Annotated in this window: 13 protein-coding genes; 10 read left to right on the top strand and 3 right to left on the bottom strand. The window is 60.9% G+C overall.

What is annotated here, in order from left to right; genetic code table 11:
- Nucleotides 1-95: 95 nt before the first annotated feature.
- Complete coding sequence (locus AC07N4_RS11195) at nucleotides 96-977, bottom strand: LysR family transcriptional regulator (RefSeq protein WP_493065218.1); 882 nt, start codon at nucleotides 975-977, stop codon at nucleotides 96-98.
- 82 nt (nucleotides 978-1059) lie between these two features.
- Between AC07N4_RS11195 and AC07N4_RS11190 the strand changes: the two genes are divergently transcribed.
- Nucleotides 1060-1824, top strand: coding sequence for a sulfite exporter TauE/SafE family protein (locus AC07N4_RS11190; RefSeq protein WP_493065219.1), 765 nt, complete (start codon nucleotides 1060-1062; stop codon nucleotides 1822-1824).
- On the opposite strand, the gene AC07N4_RS11185 is transcribed toward AC07N4_RS11190, so the two are convergent.
- Complete coding sequence (locus AC07N4_RS11185) at nucleotides 1814-2128, bottom strand: putative quinol monooxygenase (protein WP_493065220.1); 315 nt, start codon at nucleotides 2126-2128, stop codon at nucleotides 1814-1816. The genes AC07N4_RS11190 and AC07N4_RS11185 overlap by 11 nt on opposite strands.
- Before the next feature lie 201 nt (nucleotides 2129-2329).
- Between AC07N4_RS11185 and mdaB the strand changes: the two genes are divergently transcribed.
- The 9 genes from mdaB to AC07N4_RS11140 all read left to right on the top strand — a co-directional run bounded on the left by mdaB (nucleotide 2330) and on the right by AC07N4_RS11140 (nucleotide 11573).
- Nucleotides 2330-2920 (top strand): NADPH:quinone oxidoreductase MdaB, encoded by a 591-nt coding sequence (gene mdaB / locus AC07N4_RS11180; RefSeq protein ID WP_096818724.1) that lies wholly within the window; start codon nucleotides 2330-2332, stop codon nucleotides 2918-2920.
- 60 nt (nucleotides 2921-2980) lie between these two features.
- Entirely contained in the window at nucleotides 2981-3892 is a 912-nt protein-coding gene (locus AC07N4_RS11175) for a LysR family transcriptional regulator (RefSeq protein ID WP_096818727.1), read from the top strand.
- Between the two features lie 103 nt (nucleotides 3893-3995).
- Complete coding sequence (locus AC07N4_RS11170; RefSeq protein ID WP_493065221.1) at nucleotides 3996-4889, top strand: NAD-dependent epimerase/dehydratase family protein; 894 nt, start codon at nucleotides 3996-3998, stop codon at nucleotides 4887-4889.
- 445 nt (nucleotides 4890-5334) lie between these two features.
- Complete coding sequence (locus AC07N4_RS11165; RefSeq protein WP_493065222.1) at nucleotides 5335-7056, top strand: carbamoyltransferase family protein; 1722 nt, start codon at nucleotides 5335-5337, stop codon at nucleotides 7054-7056.
- A gap of 64 nt (nucleotides 7057-7120) precedes the next feature.
- Complete coding sequence (locus AC07N4_RS11160; RefSeq protein WP_493065223.1) at nucleotides 7121-8296, top strand: MFS transporter; 1176 nt, start codon at nucleotides 7121-7123, stop codon at nucleotides 8294-8296.
- A gap of 1 nt (nucleotide 8297) precedes the next feature.
- Complete coding sequence (locus tag AC07N4_RS11155) at nucleotides 8298-8969, top strand: HAD family hydrolase (protein WP_493065224.1); 672 nt, start codon at nucleotides 8298-8300, stop codon at nucleotides 8967-8969.
- Nucleotides 8966-9604 carry a YdcF family protein gene (locus tag AC07N4_RS11150; RefSeq protein WP_493065225.1) on the top strand — a complete coding sequence of 213 codons (639 nt, stop codon included), beginning with the start codon at nucleotides 8966-8968 and terminating at the stop codon, nucleotides 9602-9604. Before AC07N4_RS11155 ends, AC07N4_RS11150 begins: the two co-directional genes overlap by 4 nt.
- A gap of 25 nt (nucleotides 9605-9629) precedes the next feature.
- Entirely contained in the window at nucleotides 9630-11087 is a 1458-nt protein-coding gene (locus AC07N4_RS11145; protein WP_493065226.1) for a D-aminoacylase, read from the top strand.
- Nucleotides 11088-11204: 117 nt separating this feature from the next.
- Nucleotides 11205-11573, top strand: a complete 369-nt coding sequence (locus AC07N4_RS11140) for a glyoxalase superfamily protein (protein WP_114881352.1) — start codon at nucleotides 11205-11207, stop codon at nucleotides 11571-11573.
- Here AC07N4_RS11140 and gliR read toward each other — a convergent pair.
- Nucleotides 11570-12598, bottom strand: a complete 1029-nt coding sequence (gene gliR / locus AC07N4_RS11135; RefSeq protein ID WP_493065227.1) for an AraC family transcriptional regulator GliR — start codon at nucleotides 12596-12598, stop codon at nucleotides 11570-11572. The two genes, AC07N4_RS11140 and gliR, sit on opposite strands and share 4 nt — an antisense overlap.
- Nucleotides 12599-12645: the final 47 nt, after the last annotated feature.

Genomic DNA, 12645 nt, shown 5'->3' with positions numbered 1-12645 from the left:
ATCGGGCAACACGTTCGCTCTGGCGATATAGTACGTATGTATCCGTACCTTGCAAGCTATTCCTTGTGCTTATTTTGCAGATGAAAAGATAAATTTCAGGGGAGTGCCAAGGCTTGCAGCAAGGCTGTGGCATAGGCCGGCAACGTGGAGAAATTCCGGGCGCACAGCAACAGTTTGCGCCTGGCCCACGCTTCATTCATCGGCAGGGACTTGAAGGCCTGCGGTGCGGCACGCTGGACCGCCGCCAGCGGCACGATGCCGATGCCGGCGCCCCGGGCCACCATGCGCATCACGCCGTCGAAACCATCGGCGCGGATGCGCATCTGCATCCGTGAGCCGCTGTGCAGGGCCTGTTCTTCCAGGTACACCGCCAGTGCGCTGTCGGCATGCAGGCCGACGAAGTCATGGCGCAGGGCGTCGCTGAAACTGACTTCGGTCGCATCAGACAGTGGATGTTCCAGAGGCAGAATCAGCACCAGCGGATCATCGCGAAAGGCTCGGGTCTGCAAGTCGGAGGTGTCGATCGCGTCGGACACAATGCCCAGATCCGCCGCGCTCTGGCGCAAGGCATGGGTGATGCGAGCGCTGGGCAACTCCTGCAAATCGATGTCGAGGTTGGGGTGCTCGCGCAGGAAATCCGCCAGCACCTCCGGCAGGTATTCGCTGAGCGCCGTGGTGTTGCACAACAGACGCACCTGACCTTTGACGCCTTGGGCGTATTCGGCCAGATCCTGCTGCAGGCGGTCGGCCTGTTGCAGCAACACCCGCGCATGTTGCGCCAGAGCTTTGCCGGCCGGCGTCGGCGTGACACCACGGCGCCCGCGCTCAAGAAACTCGGTGCCCAACGAAGCCTCCATCGCCCGGATCCGCGCACTGGCCGCCGCCAGCGACAGATGACTGCGTGCGGCGCCGGCGGTGATGTTGCCGCTGTCGAGGATGTGCAGGTACAGGCGCAGGTCGGTGAGGTCGAAGTGCATGACGCGTGGCTCTTGCCGAGAGAGAGGCTGCCTCAGTGTATGACAGATTTTCAGCTCATCCGCGCAGGCGCACAGTATCGCCATGAACGCACTCGCAGATTTTTATCAAAACCTCGGTCTGGCCCTGTCATTGCTGGTGATTGCGACCTTCGTCGTCGCCGGCCTGATCAAGGGCGTGATCGGTCTCGGCCTGCCCACTGTCGCCATGGGCCTGCTCGGTCTGGCTATGGCACCGTCGCAGGCTGCGGCGTTACTGATCATTCCGGCAACCTTGACCAACGTCTGGCAACTGGCGTTCGGCGGGCATTTGCGCGTATTGGTGAAACGGCTGTGGCCGATGCTGCTGGCGATCTTCCTCGGCACGGCTATCGGCACTTTGTGGATCGGCATGGCAGGCGGGCATTGGGTGGTGCGCGGACTTGGCGCGGCGCTGTTGCTCTATGCGCTGAGTGGATTGTTCCTGCCGACGCTGAGTGTCAGTCGCCGCCATGAACCGTGGCTGGGACCGCTGTGTGGCGTGGTCACCGGCGTCATCACTTCGGCCACCGGCGTGTTCGTGATTCCCGCCGTCCCCTACATGCAGGCGCTGGGTTTGAACCGCGACGAACTGGTGCAGGCGCTGGGCCTGTCCTTCACCGTGTCGACCCTGGCGCTGGCCGGTGGATTGCTCTGGCGCGGGTCGCTCGGCGGCGCAGAATTGAGCGCCTCGTTGCTGGCGCTGATCCCGGCGGTGCTCGGCATGCTGTTCGGCCAATGGCTGCGCCAGCGCATCAGCGCCGTGCTGTTCAAGCGAGTGTTCTTCATCGGTCTGGGCGCGCTCGGCGCCCATCTGTTGATCAGCGGCTAGCGGACGAATCGCTGAGCATGTCGATCGGACGGATGTCGAAATCCCGCTCCAGATACTCCATGCGCTGAGCGAGAAACTGCTGCATGTGCGGCAGGTTCGAGTGCACGTCCAGGTGCGCCTGGGTTTCCCAGATCTCGTAGAAAATGAACAGGCCCGGATCTTCCTTGTCGCGCAGCATGTGGTACTCGATGCAGCCGGGTTCGGCGCGGCTCGGCTCGACGTAGGCGCGGAAAAACGCTTCGAAGGCCTCGGCTTTTTCCGGGCGGGTCTTGGCGTACAGGATGAAACCCTGGCGTTCGCTCATCGTAAAAAACTCCTCAGATTCAGATGGCGGCCAATCCTAAGGCAACAATCGGCATTCGATTCGTGCGTTTTACTCAAATGAATTTTGCGCAACCGCGGCTTATTCCGCGCGAGGCGCATCGTTAATCTGCCGCCATTCAATTTTTCCCCTTCTCCATCCAGCGCTCTGCGCTGCGCATCGGAATCCGATCGAGGCTGTCCCATGAAAAAAGTGCTGTTGCTCAACGGCGGTAAAAAATTCGCCCACTCCGACGGTCGCTACAACGCCACCCTGCACGAAGCGGCGCTGAGCGTGCTGGATCGCGGCGGTGTCGACGTCAAGACCACCTTCATCGACGAGGGTTACGACATCGCCGAAGAAGTCGCCAAATTTCTCTGGGCCGACGTGATCATTTATCAGATGCCGGGCTGGTGGATGGGCGCGCCATGGACCGTGAAAAAGTACCTCGACGAAGTGTTCACCGAAGGCCACGGCAGTCTGTACGCCAGCGACGGTCGCACCCGTTCCGATTCCTCGCAGAAGTACGGCAGCGGCGGTCTGATCCACGGCAAGCAATACATGCTGTCGCTGACCTGGAACGCGCCGCAGCAGGCGTTCGATGACCCGACCGACTTCTTCGAAGCCAAAGGCGTGGACGCCGTTTACTTCCCGTTCCACAAGGCCAACGAGTTCCTCGGCATGACCGGCCTGCCGACCTTCCTCTGCGTGGACGTGATGAAGCGCCCGAACATCGAAGCGGATGTGGCGCGTTACGAGCAGCATCTGACCGAGGTGTTTGGCCTCAAGGCCTGACGCTCGGCTACTATCGAAGGCCTGAGCTTGCGCAGCAGGCCTTTCGATTCGAGGACACCCGTGAAAGCCAGATCCGATGAGTTGCAGATTTTCGTCTGCGTGATCGAATGCGGTTCGATCTCCGCCGCCGCCGAGCAGGTCGGACAGACGCCGTCGGCCGTCAGCCGCACGCTGTCGCGGCTGGAAGCCAAGCTCGACACCACGCTGATCAACCGCACGACCCGACGCATGGACCTGACCGAGGAGGGCAAGTATTTCTTCGAGCAGGCCAAGCTGATCCTCGACCAGATGGACCAGCTCGAAGAGCGCCTCTCTTCGCGCCAGCAGACGCCGTCCGGTCGGCTGCGAATCAACGCCGCATCGCCGTTCATGCTCCACGCCATCGTGCCGTACATCGACGAATTCCGGCGGCTGTACCCGGACATCCAGCTCGAACTCAACAGCAATGACTTGATCATTGACCTGCTGGAACAAAGCACCGACGTCGCCATCCGCATCGGCACCCTCGCCGATTCGACGTTGCATGCCCGCTCGCTCGGTTGCAGTCCGCTGTTGATCGTTGCCAGTCCCGCCTATCTGGAAAAACACGGCGCGCCGCTGGAAGTGGCCGACCTCAGCGAACACACCTTGCTCGGCTTCACCCAGAACGAAGGCCTCAACCAGTGGCCGCTGCGCTACGTGCACGGCGATCGCTGGCCGATCACCCCGGTGATCAGCGCCTCCAGCGGCGAGACGGTTCGGCATCTGGCGCTGGAAGGCCAGGGCATTGCCTGCCTTTCGCATTTCATGACCATCGACGACATTCGCGCCGGGCGCCTCAAGGTGTTGCTGGCGGAATTCAACAGCGGTTATCGCCAACCGATCAACGCGGTGTACTACCGCAACTCGCAACTGGCGCTGCGGATCCAGTGCTTCCTGGACTTCATCCAGAGCAAACTGGCGGCTTACGCCAGCGCCGATTTCAAAGGCTGATTCGTGACTCCTGCGCAAGAGTGAATTGGCTGAGGGCGGGTTTTTCCACCGGACTCGGCGGTCGATACTCGTTGCATCACTTATTCACGCAGGGAGTTTCTCCATGAACGTATTCGTTACCGGCGCTGCCGGTTTTATCGGCGGCTCCATCGCTACTGGTCTGGTCCAGGCCGGGCATACCGTCACCGGTCTGGTGCGCGGCGCCGAGCAGGCCGATGAGTTGAAAGCACTGGGCATCACCCCGGTGATCGGCACCCTCGACGACAAGGCACTGCTGGCCAAACAGGCCCGCGCCGCCGACGCCGTGATCAACGCCGCCAGCAGCGACCATCGCGGCGCGGTCGAAGCCTTGCTCGATGCCCTGCGCGGCTCGAACAAAGTGTTCCTGCACACCAGCGGTTCGAGCATCGTCGGCGATGCGTCGGGCGGCAAATCCAGCGATGTCATCTACTTCGAAGACAACCTGCCGGAGCCGACTGTCGACAAAGCCGCACGGGTGGCCATCGACAACCTGATCCTCGCGGCAGCGAAGGACGGCGTGAACTCGGCCGTCATCTGCAACACCCTGATCTACGGCCACAGCCTGGGCGTCAATCGCGACAGCGTGCAACTGCCGCGCCTGCTGAAACAGGCGCGCAAAAGCGGCGTGGTGCGTCACGTCGGCACTGGCCAGAACATCTGGTCCAACGTGCACATCGAAGACGTGGTGTCTCTGTACCTGCTGGCGCTGACCAAAAATGTCCCGGGCACGTTCTACTTCGTCGAAAGCGGCGAAGCGTCGTTCATCGACATGACCACCGCCATGGCCCAGGCCCTGAATCTGGGCCAGCCACAGGACTGGCCACTGAAAGACGCCGAAGCGGAGTGGGGCTACGAAATGGCCAACTACGGCCTGGGCTCCAACAGCCGGGTACGTGGCAAACACACCCGTGAGCTGCTGGGCTGGGTACCGAAGCGCACGTCGGTGGTCGAGTGGATTCGCAACGAAATGGTGTGAGCCCATCCGCGCATCCGGGCCTTGCCAAACCTGTGGGAGCATCGTGCTCTCACAGGTTTTTTTGTGCCCCGGAAATTCAGGACATGCAGGCGGGATCTGATTTTTAGGCGGCTGTTTATCGAGACGTTCAGAAATTTCCTACTAGTCTGATCCCCGCACAGGCATGGCCAACGCAGTTGGCCGGTTTGTAGGATAGCGGGCACCCACTGGTTGTCTGGCCACGAGGCCAGGTCGGTGGGTAACGCCCGTGGAATTTTTTTGCAAAAGGAATTTGCGATGGCAATACGCACCTCTGCTGCCTGCACGTAAAGGCACATCCCGGGCGAACCAGACGATTTCGCCTCCTCACGGTTCATGACACGGCGCCAAGCGCCTTGGCCGGAGCATTGCGCTCTTCGGTCGTGGGCACACTCATCCGCGAAATTGGCAAGAACAAGGAGTAGTTATGGTCATTTTGGGCATTACCAATAACGATTTGTCGGGCGCTTGCCTGGTACGCGATGGTCAGATTCTCTCGGCAGTCAGCGAAGAGCGTTTCACCCGCATTAAGGATCACAAGATCTGGCCCGCCAAGTCCATCGAGTTTGTGTTGAGCCAGGCTGGCGTATCACTGGAAGATATCGACTACGTGGCTTACGGATGGAATGCCGGTTTCAACGCAGATAAACACCTTGAGTTGTATTTCGACCGAATCGTCGAGGAAGTCCGGAACAACCCCGAAGGCCTGGCGCAGTTCCGCCAGCGTGTCACCGATGAAGTCCGAAACGACAGAGAGAAGCGCGCCGAATTCGATCAATACATTGTCGCCAATGGCTTGGCCGGCAAGGCGTATTACATCGACCACCATGAATGCCACGCCCTCGGTGCTTATGTCTGCTCGCCGTTCGATGAGGCCTTGACCCTGACCTGTGACGGGCGCGGCGACTTCCAGTCGCTGACCGTGACCTGGTACAGCCCGACCGAAACCACGGTGCTGCAACGCGAAACCAGCATCGACAGCCTGGGTTATTTCTACGGCCGGATCACCCATTTGCTGGGCTACAAACCGAACCGGCATGAAGGCAAGGTCACGGGGCTGGCCGCTTTTGGTGATCCGCAGAAGTTGCTGGGGGTGATGCAGCAGATGATCCGTTTTGAAGACGGGCGCATCAAGGCCCGTTGCGGCGACCTGTTCGTGCCGTCCTACAACCACTACAGCGAATCACTGGAAACCCTTTTCTCCCGGGAAACCCCAGAGGACATCGCCGCCGCCGTGCAGCGCCACTCCGAAGACTTGCTGGTGGCGATCGTCAAACATCACCTGGAACAACGCGGCAGCACCAACCTGTGCCTGGCCGGCGGTGTGTTTGGCAACGTGAAGCTCAACCAGCGCCTGCGCGAGATTCCCGGCGTGAAAAACGTTTATGTGCTGCCGTGCATGGGCGATGGCGGGCTGGCACTGGCGGCGGCTGTCGGGGCGGCGTACCTGGAGAACGGCACCCGCTTCAAGAACCCGGCAATGACCCTCGGGCCGGAATCGCGCAGCGTTTCGCAGAACATCAACCTGATCCATCGCGACTACCCTGAACTCGGTTACCACACCCCGTCGAACATCATCGACGTGTTGACCGACGCGCTGATGGAAAATCAGGTGCTGGGCATGTTCAAGGGCAAGATGGAGTTCGGCCCGCGCTCACTGTGCAACCGCAGCATCGTCTATCACGCGCAGGATGGCGAAGTGAACGACTGGCTGAACAAACGCATGCACCGCACGGAGTTCATGCCCTTCGGCCCGGTCACCGCCATCGAACAGGCGGCGGCCTGTTACATCGGCTGGGACGAGGATCAAGTGGCGGCAGACACCATGACCATGACCTACGATTGTCATCCGCAGTTCAGCGAAGCGAGCCCGGCGGTGGTGCACATCGACGGCACGGCGCGGCCGCAGATCATTCGCCCGGAGCGCGATGCGTTCATGCATCGTCTGTTGAATGCCTGGCATGAGCGGACCGGTCAGGCAGCGTTGATCAACACGTCGTTCAACCGGCACGAAGAGCCGATCGTGTGTTCGCCTCAGGATGCACTGGATGCGTTGAAAGAAGGGATGGTCGATCTGGTGGTGATGAGTGAATCACTGATTGTCTGGCGCAAAGGCAAAAACAGCTTCACCCAACAACGCTTCGAATAATGGATGGATGGTTACAGGGCTCCGCTGGAGCCCTGCTCAGGAGTATCGAGCGTATGGTTGACCCATGTATCTGATCTTTTTCGGGTTCTTTGCGGCAGAAGGGATCATCTATCCGTTCTGGCCGACCTGGCTGAATTCGCTGGGTTTCAGCGCCAGCCAGATTGGCCTGCTGATCGCGGCGGTCTATTGGCCCCAAGTCGTGACCGGAGTGTTGATCACTTACGTGGCCGATTGGCGCGTGGACCAATTGCGGCTCGCGGCGTTTCTCGGTTTCTCGGCAGCGTTGTGTACGTTGCTGTTCTATTTCATGCCGGTGCACCTGTGGGGATTCGTGTGCCTGAGCATCCTGTTCGGCGGGCTGTGGATGGTGGTGTTGCCGCTGTCCGAGTCCTATCTGCTCAAGCGTGACAAGCAAGCCCTGCAGAACTACGGCTGGGTCCGTGCGGTGGGCTCTTCAGCGTTTATCCTGACTTCGACCCTCGGCGGCCTGTTGTTTGCGCAGTACAGCCAGTCATGGGTGCCGGTGGTGATTGCCGCGTGCATGTTGCTCACCGCACTGGCATGCCTGTGGCTGAAGCGTCAGGTCACGCTGGCGCATCTGCAACCGCCCGAGCGTGCGACGAAACGGCCCGACTGGAAGGCGCTGTTCGCGCAAAAAAGTCTGCTGATCGCGATTGCGGCGGCCAGCTTCATTCAACTGAGTCACACCCTGTACTTTTCCACGGCGTCGATCGGCTGGGGCGTGAAGGGCTATTCTTCAACCGCCATCGGGGTGTTCTGGTCAGTGGCGGTGATCGCGGAAATCACGTATTTCGCGTTCTCCAACAAAGTCCTGTCGTTCTGTTCGCCGTTGACCATCGTGATGTCTTCCAGTGTCTGTGCGGCGGCGCGCTGGGCGTTGTTTTCCGACAGCGATGCTGTGCCGGTGATCCTGCTGGGGCAATGCCTGCACGCCTTGAGTTTCGCGGCGTATCACTCGGCGATCATGCGCTGCATTCGCGATCACGCCCCGCCAGATATCCAGGTGTTTACCCAGGGTGTCTATTACTCGCTGGCGGTTGCCTTGCCCATGGGGCTGGCCACACCCTTTGCCGGGTATCTGTACGAGACGCAGCCACAATGGTCCTGGTATGTCATGGCGCTGTTTGCCCTGATGGGAACCGTGCTGGCATTCATTGCTCACCAGAAAATGCGAAGTGCAACCGATGCCACAACGAACGTTTACAGCCGTCTGCTTTGATATGGACGGCGTGCTTATCCAGTCTCGCGAGGTCATCGAGTTCGCCTGGACCACGGTGGCGCGCAACTACGGTGTTGCCGTCGATCAGGCGTTCATCGACGACCACATTCACGGCCGCCCGGGCGGCTACACCCTGCAGGCCCTGTTTGGTCAGTTCGACGAACAGACGCGTGTGACCATCAAGCAAGAAGTCGACGCCATCGAAGAGGTTTCGATCTGTCCGCTGGTGCCGGGTGTCGCAGCGTTCATCGCCCAATTGAATGGGCGCGTGCCGCTGGCGCTGGTGACCAGCAGTTGGCGAGCGCGAGTCGACCACGTCTTGCAGCAACACGACCTGACGTCGGTTTTCGACTGCATCATCTGCCGCGACGATGTGCGCAGTGGCAAACCGGCTCCCGATCCTTATCGCCTGGCCGCCGCCCGACTGGAGCGTCAGAGCGATGAATGCCTGGTCTTCGAAGATTCCGTCAGCGGCGTGCAGTCGGCGGTCAGCAGCGGCGCGCTGTGTATCGGTATCGGCGACGATCCGACGCTGACCACTCATGGGGCACTGCGGACGTACGCGGATTTCACGGCGCTCCCGGTCTCGCAGGGCAGGGTGGATACACACCTCTATGCCGACGGTGGGTTGTTTATCAGCGGGCAGCTTGCCCAGAGGTTCGCACGCTCATGACACCGACCTTGCGACACGCGACCGTCCTGTGGAATTTCCTGGGGGCGGGGCGCCAACACAGCGATTGTGAGCTGATCGTGGTGTGCGGCTCCTACGACCTTCGCGTCTGCGATTACGCCTGCCAGTTGCTGAAAAAAGGCGTCGCCCCGCATCTGTTGTTTACCGGCAACACTGGTAACTGGACGAAGCATTTGTGGGAACGGACCGAAGCCGATATTTTTGCGCAACGGGCCATGGTGCAAGGCGTTTCGGCGGATCAGTTCACCCTCGAATCCCGTGCCACCAACTTCGCCGAGAACATCGCGTTTGCCCGAGCGTTGTTCCCGGACGTGCGCCGGGCGACGTTCCTGACCAAACCGAATTCGATCCGGCGCGTGGCGTTGACCTTGCCCGTTCAATGGCCAGGGCTTGAGGCTTGGGTGGATGCGCCGTCCTTCAGTTTTCCGGGGGAGGTCAGCAACCTGATCGGGGTTCTGGGGCTGATCGACGAAATGGTCGGGGATGTGCACCGGATCATGGTTTACCCTTCGCTGGGCTTTCAGGTCGAGCAGGTGATTCCCGAGGTAGTCGAGGTAGCCTGGCGCTACCTGATCGAACAAGGATTCGATCACCATTTGATCAAAGGCAGACACTGACGCCGAGCTGCCGCCGGAGACTGACATGCTGTACGACACACTGATTCGCAACGCCCTGGTCATCGACGGCAGCAACAGCCCCGGCTATACCGCTGACGTGGCAATCCTCGATGGCCGCATCGCGCGCATCGGTGACTTGCGCGATGTGAGCGCCACCGATGAAATCGACGCCGCCGGCCGAGTGCTGGCGCCGGGCTTCATCGACGTGCACACCCACGACGACACCGTGGTGATCCGCCAGCCGCAGATGCTGCCCAAGCTCAGCCAGGGCGTGACCACGGTGATTGTCGGCAACTGCGGCATCAGCGCCGCGCCGGTCAGTCTCAAGGGCGATCCACCGGATCCGATGAACCTGCTCGGCACTGCCGCCGCATTCGTCTATCCACGTTTCAGCGATTACCGCGCGGCGGTCGAAGCAGCCAACACCACGCTGAACGTCGCGGCACTGGTGGGGCACACGGCGTTGCGCAGCAATCACCTTGATGATCTGTTTCGCACCGCGACTGACGATGAAATCGCCGCGATGCGCGAGCAGTTGCGTGAAAGCCTCGAGGCGGGCGCCCTTGGTTTATCCACAGGTCTGGCCTACGCCAGTGCGTTTTCGGCATCCACCGATGAAGTCATGCAGCTGACTGAAGAATTGAACGCGTTCGGCGCCGTGTACACCACCCATCTGCGCAGTGAATTCGAACCGGTGCTGGAGGCCATGGACGAAGCTTTCCGCATCGGCCGCCATGCCCGTTCGCCGGTGATCGTTTCCCACCTCAAGTGTGCCGGCGTAGGCAACTGGGGGCGCAGTCCGCAGTTGCTAGCGTCGCTGGAAGAGGCGGCGAAAACCCACCCGGTCGGCTGTGATTGCTACCCCTACGCGGCGAGTTCCTCGACACTGGATCTGAAACAGGTCACTGACGCCCACCGCATCACCATCACCTGGTCGACGCCACACCCGGAAGTCAGCGGTCGCGACCTGACCGCCATTGCTGCCGAATGGACGATGCCACTGCTCGATGCGGCCCGACGCCTGCAACCGGCGGGCGCAGTGTATTACGGCATGGACGAGAACGACGTGCGCCGGATCCTCGCCCATCCGCTGTCGATGGTCGGTTCCGACGGCCTGCCGGAAGACCCGTTCCCCCATCCGCGCCTGTGGGGCGCTTTCCCTCGGGTGCTCGGCCATTTCAGTCGCGACGTCGGGTTGTTTCCGCTGCACACCGCCGTGCACAAGATGACCGGTCTTTCGGCGGCGCGCTTCGGCTTGAAGGAGCGGGGCGAGATTCGCGAAGGACACTGGGCGGATCTGGTGTTGTTCGATCCGGCAACCGTGCATGACGTGGCGGACTTCACCGACCCGCAACGTGCCGCGCAAGGCATCGATGGCGTGTGGATCAACGGCGTGCTGAGCTACAAGGACGGTCAGGCGAATGGCCGACGCGAGGGGCGTTTTCTGGCACGCCAAGGCGATCTGCGCGACGGCTTTCGTTGAATTTTGCTGACTGTGTCACGGTGATGGCACATTGCAATTAAAGAAAGCCATCTCCAAGCCGAATTGCTGACATCCACCCCGGCTACACTCTGGGGCCAATCAGTCAGGGAGCACCCCATGAGCTTCGGCAAAACCACCCCGATCCTGCGGATTTTCGATGAAGCCAAGGCCTTGGAGTTCTATGTCGACTTCCTCGGTTTCAAGATCGACTGGCAGCATCGTTTCGAACCCGGTTTCCCGTTGTACCTGCAAGTCTCCCGGGGCGAGTGTGTGCTGCACCTGTCCGAGCATCATGGCGATGCAACACCGGGTTCGGCCCTGCGGATCGAGACCGATGAGCTGGAGGCCTTCCAGCAGCAGTTGATCGCCAAGAACTACAAGTTCTCGCACCCGGGGATTCAGGCCATGCCGTGGGGCAGTCAGGACATGACCATCGCCGATCCGTTCGGCAATCGCCTGGTGTTCACCAACGCGATCAGTCTCTAACTGTCGTTCGATACCCGGTGAGTCTGGCGAAACTCGCCGGGCGGCATCCCGCGTCGGCTCTTGAATGTGCGGTGAAAGGAGCGCGGTTCGGTGAAGCCCAGATACTGGGCGATGTCCTGAATCGGCAACGTACTGTTCAACAGATAATGCTCGGCCAGTTCCTGGCGCAAGTCATCGAGGATCTGCTGATACGACGTGCCGGCCTGATGCAACTGGCGTTGCAGCGTGCGCACGGAGACGGCGAGATGTTCGGCCACCTGTTCCTTGCGCGGCAGACCTTCCTTGAGCAACTGGCGCAGGATGCTTTTGACCCGTTGCTCAAGCGACGCATCCTCCAGCGTCGCCATCAGGCTCTGCGCGTGCTCTTCCAGCGTGCGCAGCAAATGCGCATCGGCCTGACGCAACGGCAACTGCAAATACGGTAGCGGCACGATCAGCGCGGAATAGGGCTGATCGAACAGCACCGGGCATTCGAAAAACTGCTCGTACTGCGCCAGCGTTGTGTCCGCCGGGATTGAGTGCTCCAGCCACACAGCGGCCGGCGACAATTGGGTGTCAGCGATCCAGCGTGCATATTGCAGCCAGGAGCCGAGCACGTTTTCCACCAGGTGCCGGCGAATTCGCGGGCGCTCAAAGCGGCAGCTCCAGATCAGGTGCACATGGCTGTCCTGAACCTCGGCGCGGCTGACGCCCATGTCGCCCACCAGTTTTTCGAACGGCATGATGCGGCTCATGGCGTCGCCCAGTGTCGCGCAGTTCATGGTGATGTAGCCCAGCACGCTCCAGGAGTTGGGCAGCACGAAATTCGCGGCGTTGAGGCCGAACAGCGGATCGCCCGAGTGTTCGCAGAAATAATCGAGCAACCGTTCATGGGTTTCACCCGGCAGGCGCAGGCTGTTGTCGCTCAACTGCTGCGCCTGCAACCCGGCCGCCGTCAATGCAGGCTCGATGGCCATGCCCAGATGTTCGGCATGGCGCAGGTACTTGAGCAGCGGCGGAACGGAGGTGAAGCCGAGCGATTGCATGACCGTATTCCCTTGATCGAGGCCGCCGTGGGCGGATGAGCGCCCTG

Source organism: Pseudomonas sp. GW821-FHT09E04 (genome assembly GCF_059416185.1).
Note: the sequence above shows the minus strand (reverse complement) of the source record. Positions and strands in the feature narration are given on the sequence as shown.